The 19714-nt window shown below is 74.5% G+C and carries 15 protein-coding genes; 9 read left to right on the top strand and 6 right to left on the bottom strand.

Going from position 1 to position 19714, the window contains the following annotated elements; genetic code table 11:
- Positions 1–128: 128 nt before the first annotated feature.
- Entirely contained in the window at positions 129–1517 is a 1389-nt protein-coding gene (gdhA, locus tag ABT015_RS01445) for an NADP-specific glutamate dehydrogenase (RefSeq protein WP_350875470.1), read from the bottom strand.
- Positions 1518–1865: 348 nt separating this feature from the next.
- Here gdhA and ABT015_RS01440 point away from each other — a divergent pair, with 348 nt between their 5' ends.
- A complete protein-coding gene (locus ABT015_RS01440) occupies positions 1866–2495 on the top strand; it encodes a GTP cyclohydrolase II (protein ID WP_350875468.1) in 630 nt (209 codons plus the stop codon).
- A 20-nt stretch (positions 2496–2515) separates the two neighbouring features.
- On the opposite strand, the gene ABT015_RS01435 is transcribed toward ABT015_RS01440, so the two are convergent.
- The 4 genes from ABT015_RS01435 to ABT015_RS01420 all read right to left on the bottom strand — a co-directional run bounded on the left by ABT015_RS01435 (position 2516) and on the right by ABT015_RS01420 (position 9261).
- On the bottom strand, positions 2516–5962 hold the full coding sequence (locus ABT015_RS01435) for a protein kinase domain-containing protein (protein WP_350875466.1): 3447 nt from the start codon (positions 5960–5962) through the stop codon (positions 2516–2518).
- Between the two features lie 217 nt (positions 5963–6179).
- The gene (locus ABT015_RS01430) at positions 6180–8294 is read right to left on the bottom strand and encodes a putative bifunctional diguanylate cyclase/phosphodiesterase (protein ID WP_350875464.1); all 2115 of its coding nucleotides are present in this window, start codon (positions 8292–8294) and stop codon (positions 6180–6182) included.
- Positions 8291–8437 carry a hypothetical protein gene (locus ABT015_RS01425; protein WP_350875462.1) on the bottom strand — a complete coding sequence of 49 codons (147 nt, stop codon included), beginning with the start codon at positions 8435–8437 and terminating at the stop codon, positions 8291–8293. Before ABT015_RS01425 ends, ABT015_RS01430 begins: the two co-directional genes overlap by 4 nt.
- Before the next feature lie 17 nt (positions 8438–8454).
- Positions 8455–9261, bottom strand: coding sequence for an SAM-dependent methyltransferase (locus ABT015_RS01420; RefSeq protein ID WP_350875460.1), 807 nt, complete (start codon positions 9259–9261; stop codon positions 8455–8457).
- 277 nt (positions 9262–9538) lie between these two features.
- Here ABT015_RS01420 and ABT015_RS01415 point away from each other — a divergent pair, with 277 nt between their 5' ends.
- The 8 genes from ABT015_RS01415 to ABT015_RS01380 all read left to right on the top strand — a co-directional run bounded on the left by ABT015_RS01415 (position 9539) and on the right by ABT015_RS01380 (position 18865).
- Positions 9539–10003, top strand: a complete 465-nt coding sequence (locus ABT015_RS01415; protein WP_350875458.1) for an SRPBCC family protein — start codon at positions 9539–9541, stop codon at positions 10001–10003.
- Between the two features lie 99 nt (positions 10004–10102).
- Entirely contained in the window at positions 10103–11248 is a 1146-nt protein-coding gene (locus ABT015_RS01410) for an aminotransferase class I/II-fold pyridoxal phosphate-dependent enzyme (RefSeq protein ID WP_350875456.1), read from the top strand.
- 270 nt (positions 11249–11518) lie between these two features.
- Positions 11519–12808, top strand: coding sequence for an ergothioneine biosynthesis glutamate--cysteine ligase EgtA (egtA, locus tag ABT015_RS01405; protein WP_350875454.1), 1290 nt, complete (start codon positions 11519–11521; stop codon positions 12806–12808).
- On the top strand, positions 12805–14148 hold the full coding sequence (gene egtB, locus ABT015_RS01400; protein WP_350875452.1) for an ergothioneine biosynthesis protein EgtB: 1344 nt from the start codon (positions 12805–12807) through the stop codon (positions 14146–14148). Before egtA ends, egtB begins: the two co-directional genes overlap by 4 nt.
- A complete protein-coding gene (egtC, locus tag ABT015_RS01395) occupies positions 14148–14897 on the top strand; it encodes an ergothioneine biosynthesis protein EgtC (protein WP_350875450.1) in 750 nt (249 codons plus the stop codon). The genes egtB and egtC overlap by 1 nt, the downstream gene beginning before the upstream one ends.
- 45 nt (positions 14898–14942) lie before the next feature.
- Positions 14943–15914 carry an L-histidine N(alpha)-methyltransferase gene (egtD, locus tag ABT015_RS01390; RefSeq protein WP_350875448.1) on the top strand — a complete coding sequence of 324 codons (972 nt, stop codon included), beginning with the start codon at positions 14943–14945 and terminating at the stop codon, positions 15912–15914.
- A gap of 176 nt (positions 15915–16090) precedes the next feature.
- Positions 16091–17518, top strand: a complete 1428-nt coding sequence (locus ABT015_RS01385) for a sugar porter family MFS transporter (protein ID WP_502897252.1) — start codon at positions 16091–16093, stop codon at positions 17516–17518.
- A gap of 120 nt (positions 17519–17638) precedes the next feature.
- On the top strand, positions 17639–18865 hold the full coding sequence (locus ABT015_RS01380; RefSeq protein ID WP_350875444.1) for a nitric oxide synthase oxygenase: 1227 nt from the start codon (positions 17639–17641) through the stop codon (positions 18863–18865).
- 67 nt (positions 18866–18932) lie between these two features.
- On the opposite strand, the gene ABT015_RS01375 is transcribed toward ABT015_RS01380, so the two are convergent.
- Positions 18933–19610 carry a TetR/AcrR family transcriptional regulator gene (locus ABT015_RS01375; RefSeq protein WP_350875442.1) on the bottom strand — a complete coding sequence of 226 codons (678 nt, stop codon included), beginning with the start codon at positions 19608–19610 and terminating at the stop codon, positions 18933–18935.
- Positions 19611–19714 lie beyond the last annotated feature (104 nt).

Below are 19714 nucleotides of genomic sequence, written 5' to 3'. Positions count from 1 at the left end.
TCCTTCCCTTACTGATCACCACCGTAGGAAGGACCCACCCTGCCGCACCCGACAATCGGTGCCCGCTCCGGTCGGGTACCGATCGCCGGGTGGCGGCGAGCCGCGCCGTCGGCGCCGGCCGGCAGGGCTCAGATCAGGCCCTGGGCCAGCATCGCGTCCCCGACCAGCTCGAAGCCGGCGATGTTCGCGCCCACCACGTAGTCGCCCGGGTGGCCGTAGCGCTCGGCGGTGGTGAAGCAGGAGTCGTGGATGTGCTTCATGATCCCGGCCAGCCGCTCCTCGGTGCGGGCGAAGGTCCAGGAGTCCCGCGAGGCGTTCTGCTGCATCTCCAGGGCGCTGGTGGCGACGCCGCCCGCGTTCGCCGCCTTGCCCGGGCCGAAGGCCACCCCGGCTTCCTGGAACACCCGGACCGCCTCCGGGGTGGTGGGCATGTTGGCCCCCTCGGCGACCGCCAGCACCCCGCCCCGCACCAGGGCCAGCGCGTCCGTCCCGGTCAGCTCGTTCTGGGTGGCGCAGGGCAGCGCGACGTCGCAGGGCACGCTCCACACGCCCGGGCCCTCGACGAACCGGACGTGGCTGCCGCGCAGTTCGGCGTAGTCGGCGACCCGGCCGCGCCGGACCTCCTTGACCTCCTTGAGGAGCGCGAGGTCGATGCCCTTCTCGTCCACCACGTAGCCGGTGGAGTCGGAGCAGGTGAGCACGGTCGCGCCGAGCTGCTGCGCCTTCTCGATCGCGTAGATGGCGACGTTGCCGGAGCCGGAGACGACGACCCGGCGCCCGTCCAGGCTCTCGCCGCGGCTGTGCAGCATCTCGGCGGTGAACAGCACGCAGCCGTAGCCGGTCGCCTCGGTCCTGGCCTGCGCGCCGCCCCAGCCGAGGCCCTTGCCGGTGAGCACGCCGGTCTCGTAGCGGTTGGTGATCCGCTTGTACTGGCCGAACAGGTAGCCGATCTCCCGGCCGCCGACGCCGATGTCCCCGGCGGGGACATCGGTGTGCTCGCCGAGGTGGCGGTACAGCTCGGTCATGAAGGACTGGCAGAACCGCATGACCTCGGCGTCCGAGCGGCCCTTGGGGTCGAAGTCGGAGCCGCCCTTGCCGCCGCCGATCGACAGTCCGGTGAGCGCGTTCTTGAAGATCTGCTCGAAGCCGAGGAACTTGACGATGCCGAGGTTCACCGAGGGGTGGAAGCGCAGCCCGCCCTTGTACGGGCCGAGGACGCTGCTGAACTCGACCCGGAAGCCGCGGTTCACGTGGATGTCGCCGGAGTCGTCCGTCCACGGCACCCGGAACATGAGCTGCCGCTCGGGTTCGCAGATCCGCTCGATGATCCGGGCGTCGACGAACTCGGGGCGGCGGGCGAGCACCGGCCCGAGGGTCTCCAGGACCTCGTGGACCGCCTGGTGGAACTCCGTCTCACCCCTGTTCCGGCGGACCACGTCCGCGTAGAGCGCCTCGATCACGCGCTGCTCGGCGTCGAAGGAGGTCGGGGAGGTGGCGGCGGGAGGGGTTGCGGGCATCTGATCAGGACCTTCCGTGGTCGTCGGTGCTCGTTCGCGAGGCATTCCCGTGCCCAGGAAACGGGGCAATCCTCGCAGTGTCCACAGTCCGGCTCCCGACGCATCCACATGCTGAAACCCCACGCATCGCGGACCGTACGATCCACCAGCGCCCTCGCGTCCGCACGGAGCCCGACTGAACCACGGTCCGTAGTCACATTGGGCACGGACAGTATTTAGTTGTTCAAATTGGAACTAACGAGTACGGTCATCGACATCCGATCCACCCCGGGCCACCCGGCCCGCCCCTCTCGACCCCATCGGTTCGTCGGTTCGCCGACCCATCTCCTCATCGACGGAGGCCCACCCATGCCGCAGCCCGGCCCCGCCACGGTGCGCTCGCGTGTGCGCATCCCGCTGACCTTCTCCGACGGCTACCGCGCCGAGGCGGAGGCCGTCACCTTCCACGGCCTCACCGACGGCGCCGAGCACCTGGCGCTCGCGTTCGGCGAGGTGCCGGAGGGCGGGACGCCGCTGGTGCGACTGCACTCGGAGTGCCTGACCGGCGACGTCTTCGGCTCGGACCGCTGCGACTGCGGCCCGCAGCTGCGCGAGTCGGTCGAGCGGATCACCGAGGCCGGCGGCTACCTGCTGTACCTGCGGCAGGAGGGCCGGGGCATCGGGCTCTACAACAAGCTGGAGGCCTACTCCTTGCAGGACTCCGGATTGGACACGTACGACGCCAACACGGCGCTCGGCCTGCCCGAGGACGGCCGGGACTACACCGCCGCCGCCCAGATGCTCACCACCCTCGGCACCACCGGCATCGACCTGCTGAGCAACAACCCGGACAAGGCGCAGCAACTGGCCGACCTCGGGATCAACGTGCTGCGGCGGGTGCCGACCGGCGTGCACCTGTCCGCGAGCAACGTGCGCTACCTGCGAGCGAAGGCGGAGCGGACCGGGCACTCGATCGAACTTTCCCGGCTGGTCGGCTGAGCCGGACGGCGACTGGACCGTCAGCCGCCCGCCCCCGTACCCGCCACCCGTGCCCGGACCGTGCGCAGCAGCCCGTACCCGGCGAGCGGGAGCGCGACCAGCAGCGCGGCCCAGAACGCGCCGTGCCCCCAGAACTCCGCGACGGCCGCGAACTGCCCCTGGAACACCGGGATCCGCAGCGCCTCGACCGGGCCGAGCGGTCCGGGCCAGGCACCGAGCACCAGGGTGGCGGGGATCCAGCAGCCGAGGAGCGCCCGGGCGGTGCCCGGCGTCCCCAGGGTGCTCGCGAGGGAGACGACGGCCAGCAGGACGACGAACCCGGACTGGTAGGCCGCGCCGGTCCGGCCGGTCCCCCAGGAGTCCGGCGTCGGGTGGTGCCCGGTGGCCGCCAGCCGAACCTCGACCGCCGCCCACAGCAGCAGGGCCAGCACACAGGTGCTCCCGAGCGCGAACAGCGCGCGGTCGCGGGCGCCCACGGGGCCCGGCCGCCACTGCTTGCCGTCCCACCGCGGCGCCGCTCCCCGCCCGGCGAGCCGCCGCCAGGCCTCCCGCACCTGCCGCCGGGCCTCGTGCGCGGGCTTCAGCAGCCGGTTCGCCGCGCGCTCGGTCAGCACGAGCGACGCCACGATCGCCGCCACCGCCGCGAGGCCGGCCCAACTTCCCATCCCGCCCTCGAACATGACCACCCGCTCGGTCACCGGTCTCGGCATCTCCAGGCCCGTCATCGGCGGTCCGAGCCGCAGGTAGCCGATGGCGAAGGCCCCGACTCCGGTCAGGGCCGCCGTGCCGAGGCCGATCCGGGCGGGGAAGAAGGCGAGGACGGCGGCGGCGACCAGCGCCGCTCCCAGTTGGCCGACCACCTGCTGCGCCGCGTGCTCGCCGGCCTTCTTCAACGGCCCGCCGAAGGCGCCGTCCGGCGAGATCTTGAGCTGGACCCCGGCCTCGACGGGATAGCGGAACACCGCCCCCGCCCACAGCAGCGACCCGAGGGCGAGGAACAGCAGCAGCACGGCGCCCGCCCGGCGCGGGAGGCCGGTCCGGGCGTGCGGCCACCACGCCCGCAGCCGGGCCGCCCAGTCCACCGGCGTCCGTTCACGCCCGCCCTGCCACAGCCGCCCCGGCCACCCGTCCCGGCCGGCCCGGCTCTCCCGCCCTGCACCGCCCTCCCGGCCGTCAGCGCCGTCGGATCGCTCGCCCCGGCCCCGGCCGCGCGGGCGCAGCGTCTCGGCGGCGACCAGGGCAGCGCGCCCGGCGTCGTCCCCCGGGTCGGCGCCCACCGCCCGCCGCCGCAGCGCCGACCAGCGGCGCCGGACCGCCTCCGGCGCGGCGATCGGGTCCGGCGCGGGCCGGCGCGCCGCGGCGCGTACGGCCGTGCGGATCCCGGAGCCGGCGGCCAGGGCCGCGTCCACCACCACCGCCGCGACCAGGGCGGCGAGCTCCGCCGCCCGTTCGGGCAGCGGCAGCCGGTGCAGGGCGGTGGGCAGCGGCGAGAGCCGGCCGAGCAGCCGGTCGCGTTCCTCGGGGCGCACGCTCAGCCACACCACCAGCCGGTGTGCCTCCTCGCGCTCCTGCGGGCTGAGCCCGTCGCCGCCCCGCCGGCCGCCGCCGACGGTGCGGGCGGCACGGTCCACTTCGGCCAGGACGTCCGGGAGTCGGGCCAGGGCGAGCAGTCGGGAGCAGTGTTCGCCGGAGCACTCGGGGTGGAAGCAGTCGTAGCGGGCGGCGACGGCCGGGGCGCCGCCCCGGACCAGCGCGTCGATGAACGCGGCGCCGTCCGGTTCGGTGGCGATGCGTTCCAGCCCGGGAGTGTCGATCGGGCGGTCGAGGTAGTAGGGGGTGGCGGAGGGGGCGAAGGCGGCTCCGAAGGCGAGCACCGCGAGGGCGGCCACGGCGTCGCGGCGGGAGCCGGGCGCCCGGGCGACGTCGGTCAGGTGGTGCAGGTCGAAGACGTTGTCCTGGACGTCGTCGCGCAGCCAGTCGCGCAGCCGCTCGGCTCCCCCGGCGGAGAGCCAGCGGGCCGCGTCGCCGGAGCGCCGGAGCAGGACCTCGGCGAGCTTGGCCGGGTCGGTGAAGGGGGAGCCGAAGAAGGTGATCGGCCGGTGGGTGCGGCCGGTGTCGGCCCGGGTCTGCCGCCGGACCACCGCGGGGCTGCCGCCGGCCAGCCAGCTGCGGACCTGCGGGGCGGTCCAGCGGTCCTCCGGATTCCTGGTGAACAGCCCTTGGAGGAGGAGCAGTTGGCGGGGGTCGGCGAGGGCGGACAGGTCGACCTCGTCCCCCAGGACCAGTTCCAGCTGGAGCACCTCGTCACTGATCAGCAGGCCGTCCGCACCGAGGAAGCGGGGGCGGCCGGTGAACAGCTCGTACAGGATGTTGCCGAGCGCCCACCAGGGCCCGGCCTCGTGGTTGCGGCCGGCCAGGAGCTCGGGGGCCATGTACGGGATGGTGACGATCGTCTCGGGAGTGAAGCGGCGGCTGGCGGTGAGCCGGGCGACGCCGCCGAAGTCGGCTATCACGAACTCCCCGGGCGCGCGGCCGGGGCGGACCAGCACGTTGGCCGGTTTGAAGTCCAGCGGGTTGCGCTCGATCCGTCGTTGCCAGAAGTCGAGCAGGGCGACGAGCTCGTAGACGATCCGCTCGGCCTCCCGCGGGTCGGTGTGCCGGCCGCGCTCGCGCAGTTCGGCGAAGTGGTCGGCGAGGGTGACCGGCAGGTACTCCATCGCCACCCAGTCGAGTTCGGCGCCGCGGTGGCCGACCCGGCCGAAGTCGACGATGTGCGGGACGTGGCGGCGGTAGTCGTCGTTGCGCAGGTAGCCGAGCAGGTCGGCGTCCATGGACTGGCCGGCGGCCGTCACCTTCACCGCGGCCTCGCCGCCGCCGTCGGTGCGCCGGACGTGCCAGACGGTGCCCTCGGTGCCGGAGCCGGCCACGCCCAGCGGGTCGAAGCGGCCGCGCAGGGCGTCGGGGAAAGCGCCCGCGAACCGTCCGCCGGCGGGCCCCGCACCCTCCGGAGCCCCGCCCTTCGAGGCCTCGCCCTCCGGAACCCCGCCCTTCGGTACCCCGCCCTTCGACGCCTCGCCCACGGGGCCCTCGCCGCTGCGGCTGGGCCCGGGGCCGACGTTGTCGGCCCAGCCGGGGGCGGCGGCGCGCCCGGTGCCCGCGCGCCGCTGGACCTTGGTCGGGGCCTCCGGGTCGACCCGCTCCGGCGCGGCCCGCTGGACCCTGGTCGGGGCCTCCGGGTCGAAGCGGGCCCCGCCGCCCGGCGCCCGCCCGGTCGCGGCGTCGGGGTCCGTCCGGGTGTGCGGGACGGCGCCGAGCCGGGACGGCCGGTCCGGCACGACACCGAGGCGCCGCCCCCACGGCCGCCGGTCCGCCCTGGTCGGGGGATCGGTCCGGGATCCGGGGCCGCTCTCCGGCCAGGGGCCTGGTCGGTCGTCGCCGGCCGGGCCGGCGTCCTCCGGTGTGGCCATGGCGGCGCTCCCCTCCCCGTTTCCCGGGGCCGGCGCGGGGCCGTAGCCACGCGCCGCACGGCCCCGGGTGGTGATTTTGACGCGTCATCATCCCGCATGGTGGGCCGTGGTGTTGGCCGATTTTCCGGAACGCGACCGAGCGGTTGCACGACCGCCGCCGAACACCGCCGCGGGCCTCCCCCAGCTGCCCCGGCCCTGCCCCCGACGCCCCGCCGCGTCAGCCCCCGACCGGGCGCCCCCGGGGCTCCTCGGCGATCCGACGGGCGATCTCACCCGGCCGCACCGGGCGGCCGAAGTGCCAGCCCTGCGCCCAGTCGCAGCCGATGGTCCGCAGCCGTTCGGCGTCCTTGCGGGTCTCCACGCCCTCGGCGGTGACGGTCAGCCCGAGCGCGTGCGCCATCGACACCAGGCCGCTGACGATCCGCCACCCGGTGGACTCGTCCTTCTCCGGATCGTGCAGGTCGCCGACGAAGGAACCGGCGATCTTCAGCCCGGAGACCGGCAGGTCGCGCAGGTACGCGAGGTTGGACCAGCCGGTGCCGAAGTCGTCCACGGCCAGCGACACGCCGAGGTCCACCAGCCCGTGCAGGGTGCGCAGGGCCTCGTCCTCGGGCCCGACCACGGTCGACTCGGTGATCTCCAGTTGCAGCCTGGCCGGTTCGAGGCCGGTCGTGTCCAGGATCCGGCCGAGGTCGGTGACGAGCGCCGTGCTGCGCGCCTGGCGGACCGCCAGGTTGACGTTCAGCTGCGGCGCGGCGTCGCCGAACCGCTTGACCCAGTCCGCGGCCTGGCCGCAGGCCTGCTCCAGCACCCAGCGGCCGAGCGGCATGATCAGCCCGGTCTCCTCGGCGGTGGTCACGAACTCGTCCGGGCCGAGCACGCCGAGCTGCGGGTGGCGCCAGCGCACCAGCGCCTCCACCGCGGCCAGCCGGCCGTCCGCCAGCGCGTACAGCGGCTGGTAGTCGATGAAGAACTCGCCCCGGTCGAGGGCGGCCGGCATCCGCACCGACACCGCGTAACGGCTGACCGCGCGGGCGTTCTCCTTGGGGTCGAACAGCGTCCAGCGGCCGCGGCCGGCCTCCTTGGCCCGGTACAGCGTCAGGTCGGCGGCCCGGACGGCCGCGCCCGGGGTGGTGGTGGACACCCGCCGCTCCAGCACGCCGACGCTCGCGCCCACGGCCAGCTTGTGGTCGCCGATCAGCACCGGCCCGGCCAGCGCCTTGAGCACCGTCTTCGCCGCCGCGACGGCCTCCTGCTCGCCCCGGCAGTTCTCCAGCAGCACCACGAACTCGTCGCCGCCGAGCCGGGCCACCAGGTGGCCGAGCGGGTTGAGCGCGGCCTTCAGCCGGGCCGCCACGGCGGACAGCAGCTGGTCCCCGGTGTCGTGGCCGAGGCTGTCGTTGACCACCTTGAAGCCGTCGAGGTCGACGTAGCAGAGGCCGAACCTGGCGCCCGGGTCCGGATCCTCGAACAGCTTCTCCAGCCGCTCGAAGAAGGCCGCCCGGTTCGGCAGGCCGGTCAGCGGGTCGTGGGTGGCCTGGTGGCGCAGCCGCTCCTGGAGCCGGTAGCGGTCGGTGACGTCCTCCAGCATCGCGACCTGGTACTGCGGGACGCCGTCGTCGTCGCGGATCAGCGAGACGGTCAGATGGGTCCAGACCACCTCGCCGTCCTGGCGGTAGTACGGCTTGTCGAACTGGAAGTAGTCCCGCTTGCCGCTGATCAGCTCCTCGTACGCCTCCCACACGCCCGGGGTGTCCTCGGGGTGGACGAGATCGCCGACCCGGCGGCCGGTCATGTCCTCCGGGTTCGCGCCGAACAGTTCCTGAAGCGCCTTGTTGACCGCCAGGATGTTGCCGTCGGTGTCGCCGATGCCGATCCCGATGGCCGCGCTCTCGAACAGCGCCCGGAACCGGGCCTCGGAAGCGCGCAGCGCCCGCTCGGCCTCCTTGCGGGCGGTGTCGGCGGCGGTGCGGATCGCCTCCTGCTCCCGCAGCGTGCGCTCGCGAAGGGCGGCGGCCCAGCCGGCCGCGAAGGCGCCGGTCAGGGCCGGGCCGCGGTCGTCGCCGAGCGGATGCGCCTGGAGCAGTTCCACCGCCCGGGCCAGCACCACCGGGTCGGTGAAGTGTGCGTCGACCAGTTCCGCGCCGGCCCGCTCGGCCAGCCGGGGCTCGAACGGCTCGCCCAGCTGCGCGCGGTGGAGCAGGGCGGCGGTCCGGGCGATCAGTCGGCCGAGCAGCCCGGGGTGGACGGCCGTGCCGTGGTCGGCGGAGAGCAGTCGCGCCCAGGCCTCGTGGAACCGCTCTGCGCTGCCGGACACCGGGGCGGCTCTCATGCGTCCACCCGGGTGCGCGAGGTCACCGCTGCGGGGTGGCCGCCGCCGACGGCGGCGGTCCGGGCGGGGGGCGCGGTGGTCCGTGCGGCGGGCACGGCGGGGTGACCGGCGGCCGCTTCGCGGAGCCCGCGGCCGTCGGTCACTCGCCCGATCCGTCCGCTCAAGGGCGGAACCCCACGCCAGCCACCCCGGTCATCCGCTCGGGGTGCTCGCCGACCGTCTCCGGCTGGTCCGGGCGCCACTGCGGCAGGTAGACCACGCCCGGTTCGACCAGCTCGAAGCCGGCGAACATCCCGCTGATCTGCTCGTGGGTGCGCATGGTCAGCGGGGTCGGCGTCCTGCGGTAGAGCTCCTGGTGGTCCTCCGCCTGGTCCGGGCGGCCCTCCAGGGAGGCGTGCGAGAGGACCAGCGCGCTGCCGGGCGGCAGGGCGTCACGGAGCGTGCCGACCAGCTTCCACGGGTCCTCGTCGTCGGTGACGAAGTGCGCGACGGCGACCAGCAGGACGGCCACCGGCTCGCCCCGCGCCAGCAGGGCGGCCACCTCGGGGCGGGCCAGCAGGTCCTGGACGTCGCGCAGGTCGGCCTGGACGACCTCGCTGCCGGGGTCGTCCTCCAGCAGCAGGCGGCTGTGCGCGACGGCGACCGGGTCCCGGTCCACGTAGAGGACCGTCGCCTCGGGGCGGATCGCGCGGGCGATCTCGTGCACCGCGCCGAAGGTCGGGATGCCGGAGCCGATGTCCAGGAAGCGGGTGACGCCGCGCTCGGCCAGGTAGGACACGGCCCGCCGCAGGAAGGCCCGGTTGGAGCGCATGATCTGCGGCAGTTCCGGCCACAGGGCCATCGCCTTGCGCGCCATCTCCCGGTCGACCTCGAAGTTGTGCGAGCCCCCCAGGTAGTAGTCGTAGACCCGCGCGGCGTTCGGTTTGTCCAGGTCCGTGCCCTCCGGTACCCAGCTCGGTCGCCGCATGCCTGTGACTCCTTCACTCCGTTTTCCGGGGATGCAGTGCCTCGCGACAACTGCTGTGACAGACGAGACTACAAGCACACAAGATCCTCCCCTGCACCCCGAACGGCTGCAAGCGGAACACCTCCCTCCTGGCATGCGACGTTTACGGAGCGTTCGCCTCCCGTCTCACCGACACCGGTCCCCGCCGACGGCCGGGCCACCGTGGGGCCCGGCCGTCGACGAGGGAACCCGACCGAAACGGGCCGGCTCCGAAACGGGGCGCTCTAGGGTGGGGCACGTGGACCCCAACCACTACCGCTTTCAGGGCATGTGGCGACTCGCGGCGCCGGCGCCCGACGTGTACGCGGCACTGGAGGACGTACCGGGTTACCCGCTGTGGTGGCCCGAGGTCCTCGAGGTCCGGCAGACCGACGAGGAGTCCGGGGACGTCGTGGTGCGCGCGCTGCTGCCGTACCGACTGGTGATCCGCCTGGAGGCGCGGCGGCGCGACCCGGCCGCCGGAGTGCTGGAGGCGGCCATGCGGGGCGATCTCACCGGGTGGTCGCGGTTCACCGTCACCCCGGACGGACCGGGCAGCCGTGTGCTCTTCGAGGAGGACACCCGCCCCGGCAAACCCCTGCTGCGCCGCCTCGCCCTGCCCCTGCACCCGCTGTTCCGGGCCAACCACGCGGTGATGATGCTCCGGGGGCGGCGGGGACTGGCGGCACACCTGGGCGGCCGGGGCGGGCCCGCGAGCGGGTGACCACGCGGCCGGTGGCGGCCGCCACCCGTCCGGCTCTAGCCCCGTCCTCCGCAGGATGGGGCTAGCGTGGCGGCGCACCCCGACCCACCGGAGGCCGTCATGCCCACCACCGCACCGGACGCGTTCGGCTTCGCGGCCCCCTTCGACCGGATCGGGACGGGCAGCAGCAAGTGGGCCCGCGCGGGGGCGCCCGGGGTGATCGCGATGGGCCTGGCGGACATGGACCTGCCCGGGCCGCAGGCCGTGGCCGCCGCACTGGAGCGCCGGGCCCGCCACCGCGCGTACGGGTACACGGTGTGCGACCCGGCCGGGCGGGCGCTGGTGGCCCGCTGGTACCGCTCGCGGCACGGCGTCGAGGTGGATCCGGACTGGGTGCTGCTGCTGCCGTGCGGCCCGCGCACCGCCCTGCGCCTGCTGCTGGAGACCGTGCGCCCGCAGGCGCCGGTGCTGTTCCCGACGCCGGAGTGGGGCGGCTTCGCCCAGCTGTGCCGGGCGGCCGGCCTCCCGTACCGGGAACTGCCCCTGGCCGCCGGCCCGGACGGCTACCGGCTCCCGGACGGCCCGCTCCCCCACCCGGCCGGAGCCGTCCTGCTGAGCAGCCCGCACAACCCCTCCGCCCGGGTCTGGCCGACCGCCGACCTGCGGGCCCTCGCCGAGCGGGCGGCGGAGGCCGGCGCACTGCTGGTCTCGGACGAGGTGCACGGCGACCTCACCCACCCCGGGTACGTCCACCCGGTGGCGGTGGCCGCCGCCGACGCGGCGCTGCGGCCCCGGGTGGTCACCCTGAACTCGGTCGGCAAGACCTTCAACTGCTCCGGCCTGCCGAGCAGTTTCGCGCTCGTCCCCGATCCGGGCCTGCGCGCCCGGTTCACCGAGGTACTGGCCGGCTTCGGCCTCTGGGAGGGCGGCCTGCTGGAGCAGACCGTCCAGCGGGCGGCGCTGGCCGAGGGCGGGCCGTGGCTGGACGCGCTGCTCGCCCACCTCGCCGCCGCCCGCGCCCGGCTCACCGGCCGTCTGGGGCCCGCCGTCCACTCCGCGCCGCAGTCCTCCTACCTGCTCTGGCTGGACGCCGCCGCGCTGGGGCTGCCGCCGGACGGGGCCCGCCGGGCGCTGCTGGAGCGCTGCGGCCTGGAGGCCTCGGACGGCGCCGAGTTCGGCCCCGGCGGCCGGGGCGCGCTGCGGCTGAACTACGCCCTGCCGGGCCCGGTGCTGGACACTGTCCTGGAGCGCCTGGACCGGCTGTGACCGCACCGCCGCCCCGCACCGCACCCCCGCGCACCCCCGCGCACGCCCGGAGAGCCGCCCCGGATCCCCGGATTCACCCGATCGCGCCACCCCTGACCTGCAGAAACGAACGTTCACGCGATATTTGCGAAGCGCCCCCGCATGCTCCGTAGCAGACTGGGCAGGGTAGTTCGGGCCGCAATCCTGACCCCGAGGATGGTAAGTCCGGTGATACCCACATCCCGCACCACTCCACCCGACCGGCAGAGCCCCCCAGCGCCCCCACCGGGGGTGACCCCGCTGACCGAGTCGGGGGCGCTCAGCCACGTGTCGGGCGTCTGCTTCAAGATCGGACCGCCCCGGCTGGTGGGCGTCGAGGTCGAGTGGTTCGTCCACGACGACCGATGTCCCGGCAAGCCCGTCCGACCGGAACTGGTCCACGCCGCACTGGAGTCGCTGCCACTCGGCGGCCCGGACGGGGCCTCGCTCCCCTCCGGCTCGCGGCTCACGCTCGAACCCGGCGGGCAGGTCGAGCTCAGCTCCCCGCCCGCCACCGGCCTCCTGGCCTGCGTCGAGGACACCCGACGCGATCTGACCGCCCTGCGGGCCGCCTTCGCGGCGCAGGGCCTGCGCCTCACCGGCACCGGGACGGACCCGCTGGCCCGCCCCCGCCTGATGGTCCTGGACCACCCCCGCTACCTCGCGATGGAGCGGTTCTTCGACTCCGCCGGCCCCTGGGGCCGGATCATGATGACCGGCACGGCCTCGGTGCAGGTGTGCCTGGACGCCGGCGACACGGACGGCCCGCACGCGGTGGAGCGCCGCTGGCGGCTGACCCACCTGCTCGGCCCGGTCCTGGTCGCCGCCTTCGCCAACTCCCCGCTGCTGGACGGCAGGCCGACCGGTCACCGGTCCACCCGGCAGACCGTCTGGTCCCGGATGGACCCGACCCGCACGCTCGCCCCGGAGCCGGACCACGGCGACCCGAACGAGGCCTGGGCGCAGTACGTGCTGGACGCCGAGGTGCTGTGCGTGCGCCGCCCCGAGGGGCTGCCGTGGACGGCCCCGCCCGGCCTGACCTTCCGCGACTGGGTCCGCGGTGGCGGCGAACGCCCGCCCACGCTGGGCGACTTGGACTACCACCGGACCACACTGTTCCCGCCGGTGCGCCCACGCGGCCACCTGGAGCTGCGCATGATCGACGCCCAGCCCGGGGACGGCTGGGTGGTGCCCACCGCCCTGGTGACCGCGCTGCTGGACGACCCGCTGGCCGCCGAGGCCGCGCTCGCCGCGCTGGAGCCGCTGGGCCGCCCGGACGGTCCGCGCCCGCCGCGCAGCGACGTCTGGCGCCGGGCCGCGACGCTGGCCGTCACCGATCCCGAGCTGCGCCGCGCCGCCCTGACCTGCTTCGCCGCCGCCGACGCCGCGCTGGGCCGCCTGCCCGGCGCCGGCCGGCTGCGCGCCGCCGTCGCCGAGTTCGCCGAGCGCTACCCCGCGCGCGGCCGCTGCCCGGCCGACGACCAACTGGACGCCCTGCGCTCCGGCACCCGACGCACTCCTCCGGAGGAGGCCGCACCATGACCGACGTCCGCCCCCCTGCCGCCCCGGCGGCGGGCACCGAGGAGTTGCGCGAGACCATCGCGGCCGAGCTGTCGGCCGCCCGCGCCCGCACCGCCGCGCTCACCGACTGCGTCGGGGACGGCGACCTCACCGCCCAGCACTCGCCGTTGATGTCCCCGCTGGTCTGGGACCTGGCACACATCGGCAACCAGGAGGAACTCTGGCTGCTGCGCAACGTCGGCGGCCGCGACCCGATGCACCCGGAGATCGACCCGCTTTACGACGCGTTCCAGCACCCCCGGGCCGAGCGGCCGAGCCTCCCGCTGCTGGCGCCCGCCGAGGCCCGGGCGTACGCGCACGAGGTGCGCGGCCGGGTGCTGGACCTGCTGGCGGCCAGTCCGCTGGAGGGGGCGCCACTGCTGGACGCCGGGTTCGCATTCGGGATGATCGCCCAGCACGAGCAGCAGCACGACGAGACGATGCTGATCACCCACCAGCTCCGCCCGGGGGAGCCGGCGCTGACCGCTCCCCCGCCGCCGCCCGCCCCGGCGGACGCGGCCGCGCTGCCCGCCGAAGTGCTCGTCCCCGCAGGACCGTTCACGATGGGCACCGACACCGAGCCGTGGGCGCTGGACAACGAGCGCCCCGCGCACGTGGTCGAGCTGCCCGCCTTCCTGCTGGACACCACGCCCGTCACCAACGCCGCGTACCAGCGGTTCATCGCGGACGGCGGCTACGACGAGCCGCGCTGGTGGACGCCCGAGGGCTGGGAGCACCGGCGGCGGGCCGACCTGACCGCCCCGCTGTTCTGGCGGCTGGACGGCGGCCAGTGGCTGCGCCGCCGGTTCGGCACCGTGGAGCCCGTCCCTGCGGACGAGCCCGTCCTGCACGTCAGCTGGTACGAGGCGGACGCCTACGCCCGGTGGGCCGGACGGCGGCTGCCGACCGAGTCGGAGTGGGAGAAGGCGGCCCGGCACGACCCGGGTAGCGGCCGCTCCCGCCGCTACCCGTGGGGCGACCAGGCCCCCGGGGCCGAGCACGCCAACCTCGGGCAGCGGCACCTGCGCCCGGCCCCGGCCGGCGGCTACCCTGCGGGCGAGTCCCCGTACGGCGTACGGCAGTTGATCGGCGACGTGTGGGAGTGGACGGCCAGCGACTTCCGCCCCTACCCCGGGTTCCGGGCCTGGCCGTACCAGGAGTACTCGGAGGTCTTCTTCGGACCGGAGTACAAGGTGCTGCGCGGCGGCTGCTTCGCGGTGGCGCCGGTCGCCTGCCGGGGCACCTTCCGCAACTGGGACTACCCCGTCCGGCGGCAGATCTTCGCCGGGTTCCGCACCGCCCGCGACCTGGAGGTGGCCTGATGTGCCGCCACCTCGCCTACCTGGGTGAGCCGGTCGCGCCGCGGGAGCTGCTGGTGCACCCGCCGCACGGCCTGTACCGGCAGTCCTGGGCGCCCCGGGCGCAGCAGTACGGCACGGTCAACGCGGACGGCTTCGGCCTCGGCTGGTACGCGGACGGCGACGAGGTGCCGGCCCGCTACCGCCGGTCCGGGCCGATCTGGGCGGACGCCGCGTTCGCCGACCTCGCCCGGGTGATCCGCACCCGGGCGCTGCTGGCGGCGGTCCGCTCCGCCACCGAGGGCTGCGCGGCGGGCGAGAGCGCGGCGGCGCCGTTCGCGGCCGGGCGCTGGCTGTTCAGTCACAACGGCGCGGTGGCGGGCTGGCCGGGCAAGCTGGACGCGCTGGCCGCCCTGCTCCCGCCGGCCGAGCTACTGGAGTTGGAGGCGCGCTCCGACTCCGCGCTGCTGTGGGCCCTGGTCCTGCACCGGCTGCGGGCGGGGGCCGGGCTCGGCGAGGCGCTGGCGGACACCGTCGCGGACGTCACCGCGCACACCACCGGTCGGCTCAACCTGCTGCTCACCGACGGCCGCACCCTCGCCGCGACCGCCTGGGGCGACACCCTGCACCACCGCGACCTGCCCGGGCTCGGCACGGTGGTGGCCTCCGAGCCGTACGACGACGCCCCCGGCTGGACGGCCGTCCCGGACGGCTCGCTGGTGGTGGTCGACGAGCGCGGCGTCACCGTCCGTCAGCTCCGCGGCCACTACTGATCCTCCACCGCCCCTTCATCTTCTGAACAGAGGACCCACCCTGTCATGGACACATTTGATCTCACCCGGCTGCTGCCCGCCGACCACTTCAGCAGCGCGCTGCGCCACGACGTGCAGCACGGCCTGACCTCCGAACCCAAGTGGCTGCCGCCGAAGTGGTTCTACGACGCGCGGGGCAGCGAGCTGTTCGAGGAGATCACCCGGCTGCCGGAGTACTACCCGACCCGCGCCGAGCGGGCCATCCTCACCGCCCGGGCCGGCGAGATCGCCGCCGCCACCGGGGCCCGCACCCTGGTCGAGCTGGGATCCGGCTCCTCCGAGAAGACCCGGCTGCTGCTGGACGCGCTGCGCGCGCTCGGCACCCTGGAGACGTACGTCCCGGTGGACGTCAGCGAGAGCGCGCTGACCGCCGCCGGCGTCGCGCTCGCCGCGGAGTACCCCGGGCTCGCCGTGCACGGCGTGCTGGCCGACTTCACCGCCCGGCTCGGCCTGCCCCCGGAGGGCGGCCCCCGGCTGGTCGCCTTCCTCGGCGGCACCCTGGGCAACCTGCTGCCCGAGGAGCGGGCGGTCTTCCTGCGCGGGCTGCGCTCGGCCCTCGACCCGGGCGACTTCCTGCTGCTCGGCACCGACCTGGTCAAGGACCCGTCGGTGCTGGTCGCCGCCTACGACGACGCGGCCGGGGTGACCGCCGAGTTCAACCTCAACGTGCTCAACGTGCTCAACCGCGAGCTGGGCGCCGACTTCGACCCGGCCGCGTTCGCGCACGTCGCACGGTGGGACCCGGACCGGGAGTGGATCGAGATGCGGCTGCGCTCGCTGCGCGCGCAGACCGTGAAGATCCCGGCCCTGAACCTGCCGGTGCACTTCGACCGGGGCGAGGAGCTGCGCACCGAGGTGTCCGCCAAGTTCCGCCGGGAGCGGGTGTCCGCCGAGCTGGCGGCGGCCGGGCTGCGGCTGAGCCACTGGTGGACGGACGAGGAGGGCCGGTTCGGACTGTCACTGTCCGCCCCGGCGTAGGGACGGTCGGCGACGCAGGGACGACCGGCTACCTAGGGACGGTCGGCGCAGCTGAATTTGCTTGTTCACCTTACGAATCCTCAGAGCAAAAATTGAGGTTTCCGGTGTACAAGACTTAAACGAATAGGGGTTACGATCTCGGCTACCGAGCTCAGCGTTGAGTACCAGGAGTCAAGATCGTGAGCGTCACCAAGCAGCCCTCCGGGGCGGTCGAGGCCTCCGCGCCCGGCCGCCTCGGCTTCGTCGTCTTCATCACCGCCGCCGCAGCCCTCGGCGGGTTCCTGTTCGGCTACGACAGTTCCGTGATCAACGGCGCCGTCTCCGGGATCCAGGAGAAGTTCGGCGTCGGCGACGGCGTGACCGGTCTGATCGTCTCCTCCGCCCTGCTGGGCTCGGCGATCGGCGCCGCGCTGGCCGGCCGCTTCGCCGACCGCTACGGCCGCATCAAGGTCATGAAGGCGGGCGCGCTGCTGTTCGCGGTCAGCGCGATCGGCTCGATGCTCCCCTTCGCCGCCTGGGACCTCGCCTTCTGGCGCGTGCTCGGCGGCGCGGCCATCGGCATCGCCTCGGTGATCGCCCCGACCTACATCGCCGAGGTCGCGCCCACCAGGTACCGGGGCCGGCTGGCCTCCTTCCAGCAGGCCGCGATCGTGCTCGGCATCGCGATCTCCCAGCTGGTCAACTGGCTGCTGGCGAACGCGGCCGGCGGCGACACCCGCGGCCAGCTGCTCGGGCTGGAGGCCTGGCAGTGGATGCTCGGCATCTGCGTCGTCCCGGCCGCGGTCTACTTCACCCTCGCCTCGGTGATCCCCGAGTCCCCGCGCTACCTGATCCAGGCCGGCCGGCTGGACGACGCCCGCGCCGTGCTCGCCCAGGTCGAGGGCCAGGGCGTCGACACCGACGCCCGGATCGCCGAGGTCCAGGGGCTGATCGCCTCCGACCACCGCCCGCGCTTCGGCGACCTGCTCGGCGGGCGCTTCGGCCTGCTGCCGATCGTCTGGGTCGGCATCGGACTGTCGGTCTTCCAGCAACTGGTCGGCATCAACGTGATCTTCTACTACTCGTCGATCCTGTGGCAGTCGGTCGGCATCGACCAGAGCAACTCGCTGCTGATCAGCTTCGTCGGCTCGGTCATCAACATCCTCGGCACCGTGATCGCGATCCTGCTGGTGGACCGGATCGGCCGCAAGCCGCTCGCCCTGATCGGCTCGGCCGGCATGGCCGTCGCGCTCGGCGCGGCCGGCTGGGCGTTCTCCTCCGCCACCGGCAGCGGCGACAACGTCACGCTGCCCGACCTCCAGGGCACCGTCGCGCTGGTCGCCGCCAACGCCTTCGTGCTGTTCTTCGCGATGTCCTGGGGCGTGGTCGTCTGGGTGATGCTCGGCGAGATGTTCCCGAACCGCATCCGGGCCGCCGCGCTGTCCGTCGCCGCCTCCGCGCAGTGGATCGCCAACTGGGCGATCACCGTGTCGTTCCCGTCGATGTCGCGCTGGAACCTGTCGGCGACCTACCTGGTGTACGCGGCGTTCGCGGCGCTGTCGATCGTCTTCGTGGCGAAGTTCATGAAGGAGACCAAGGGCGTCCGGCTGGAGGACATGGGCTGATCCGACAGTCCTACCTTCGGCCCCCGCACCCTAGCGCGATCAGCGCGGGTGCGGGGGCCGAATCGTTCACTCCCTGCGGCGGCCCGGACACGTCCGGTACTCCTGTTCGCCAGGAGGGATGTGTCCTTGATCTTCAACCGGCTCCGCGCCCGCAGACCAGCCGCCGCCCCCGCCGGCGGCTGCCCGTACGCCCACACCCACGCCCACGCCCCGGCCGCGGCCCGGCCGTCGCCCGCGCCGCCGTCCACACCGCCACCGCCGTCGCCGTTCACCGACCCGGAGCAGGCCGCCGAGTTCATCCGCCGCTTCCATCGCGAGCAGCCCGCCACCGGGGCCGCGGACGCCCGGATACGGGCCGTCCTCGACGAGATCGAGCGCACCGGCAGCTACCAGCACACCCCCGCCGAACTCGCCTACGGCGCCAAGCTCGCCTGGCGCAACGCCGCCCGCTGCATCGGCCGGCTGTACTGGCGCAGTCTGGTGGTGCGCGACCTGCGCCACCTCGGCTCGGCCGACGACATCGCCGCCGAGTGCTTCGAGCACCTGCGGCTGGCCGGCAACGGCGGACGGATCCGCCCGGTGGTCTCGGTGTTCGCCCCCGACCGCCCGGGCCGCCCGGCCGCCCGCATCGTCAACCAGCAGCTGGTCCGCTACGCCGGCCACCGGGTCGGCGACGCCGTCGTCGGCGACCCGGCCGGCACCGAACTCGCCGCCCTCGCCCGCGACCTCGGCTGGAAGTGCGCCGAGGACCGCTTCGAGGTGCTGCCGCTGCTCGTCCAGGAACGCCCCGGCGAGCGCCCGCACCAGTACGAGCTGCCGGACGACACCACCCTGGAGGTGCCGCTCACCCACCCCGCGTACGACTGGTTCGCCGGCCTGGGCCTGCGCTGGTACGCGGTGCCCGCGATCAGCGACATGACGCTGGAGATCGGAGGCGTCCGCTACCCGGCCGCGCCCTTCAACGGCTGGTACATGGGCACCGAGATCGGCGCCCGCAACCTCGCCGACGCCGACCGCTACGACCTGCTCGGCACCGTCGCCGAACGGCTGGGCCTGGACACCTCCAGCGCGCGCACGCTCTGGCGCGACCGCGCGCTGATCGAACTCAACATCGCGGTGCTGCACTCGTTCCAGGAGGCCGGAGTGACGATCGCCGACCACCACACCGAGTCCGAGCGCTTCCTCCGGCACGTCGCCCAGGAGAAGCGGCTCGGCCGACCGACCCCGGCGGACTGGAGCTGGATCGTGCCGCCGGTCTCCGGCGGGCTCACGCCCGTCTACCACCGGTACTACGACCCGGTGGACCCGTCGCTGCGGCCGGCCTTCCTGCCGCGCGAGCCCTGGTGAGGCGGCGGGGAGGGAAACGGCGGGACGGGGGAGAACAGCGGGACGGGGGGAAGGCCGGCGGCGGCGCCTAGGAGCGTTCGGCGAGGCGCTCGAAGCGCAGGACGAGCCCGTCGAGCAGCGCTTCCAGGCCGGTCTCGAAGGCGCCCTCGTCCACCGTCCCGCGGTGCCCGGCCAGCCGGTGCGCCTCGCCGAGGTGCGGGTAGTCGGCCGCGTCGTACACCTCGGCGTCCGCGGGGAAGCCGGCCGCGAAGGAGGCCAGCGCCGAGCCGGTGACGAAGTAGCGCATCAGCGCGCCGATCCGGGTGGCCTGGCCGCGCGGCCAGCCGGCCTCGACCAGGTGGCCGAAGACAGCGTCGGCCAGGCGCAGCGCGTTCGGCCGGCGGCCCGGGCCCTGGGCGAGCACCGGCACGATGTTGGGGTGGGCGGCGAGGGCGGCGCGGTAGGAGCGGGCCCAGTCGCGCAGCGCGTCCGGCCAGGGCGTCGACCGACCGCCGGACGAGCGGTCGGGAGTGCCGTCGGGAGTGCCGAACATCGACAAGTCGACCTCGCCGATCACGCTGTCCACCACCGCGTCCAGCAGTTCGTCCTTGGTCGCGACGTGGTTGTAGAGCGAGGGACCGCTGACCGACAGTTCGGTGGCGAGGCGCCGGGTGGAGAGGGCCGCCAGGCCCTCGGCGTCGATCAGCCGCAGAGCAGCGGCGACGATGCGCTCGCGGCTGAGCAGCGGGGTGCGCGGGCGGGCCATCGGGGTGCTGCCTCCGGTTCCTCCGGTCGGGTGGGGCGGGGACCGATTCTGGCAGGCGCCCCTTCCCAGCGCGGGCCGGCCGGGGCTACAGTCCCTCCATAAAA

The organism is Kitasatospora sp. NPDC094016 (assembly GCF_040304045.1).
Taxonomy (GTDB): Bacteria; Actinomycetota; Actinomycetes; order Streptomycetales; family Streptomycetaceae; genus Kitasatospora.
The sequence above is the reverse complement of the archived record's forward strand: the minus strand, read 5'-3'. Positions and strand labels throughout refer to the sequence as shown.

Coding starts and splice junctions, on each gene's coding strand:
- egtC (WP_350875450.1), top strand. CDS start 14,148: ATGTGCCGCCACCTCGCCTACCTGGGTGAGCCGGTCGCGCCGCGGGAG.
- ABT015_RS01375 (WP_350875442.1), bottom strand. CDS start 19,610: ATGGCCCGCCCGCGCACCCCGCTGCTCAGCCGCGAGCGCATCGTCGCC.
- ABT015_RS01440 (WP_350875468.1), top strand. CDS start 1,866: ATGCCGCAGCCCGGCCCCGCCACGGTGCGCTCGCGTGTGCGCATCCCG.
- ABT015_RS01420 (WP_350875460.1), bottom strand. CDS start 9,261: ATGCGGCGACCGAGCTGGGTACCGGAGGGCACGGACCTGGACAAACCG.
- egtD (WP_350875448.1), top strand. CDS start 14,943: ATGGACACATTTGATCTCACCCGGCTGCTGCCCGCCGACCACTTCAGC.
- egtB (WP_350875452.1), top strand. CDS start 12,805: ATGACCGACGTCCGCCCCCCTGCCGCCCCGGCGGCGGGCACCGAGGAG.
- gdhA (WP_350875470.1), bottom strand. CDS start 1,517: ATGCCCGCAACCCCTCCCGCCGCCACCTCCCCGACCTCCTTCGACGCC.
- ABT015_RS01410 (WP_350875456.1), top strand. CDS start 10,103: ATGCCCACCACCGCACCGGACGCGTTCGGCTTCGCGGCCCCCTTCGAC.
- ABT015_RS01435 (WP_350875466.1), bottom strand. CDS start 5,962: ATGGCCACACCGGAGGACGCCGGCCCGGCCGGCGACGACCGACCAGGC.
- ABT015_RS01430 (WP_350875464.1), bottom strand. CDS start 8,294: ATGAGAGCCGCCCCGGTGTCCGGCAGCGCAGAGCGGTTCCACGAGGCC.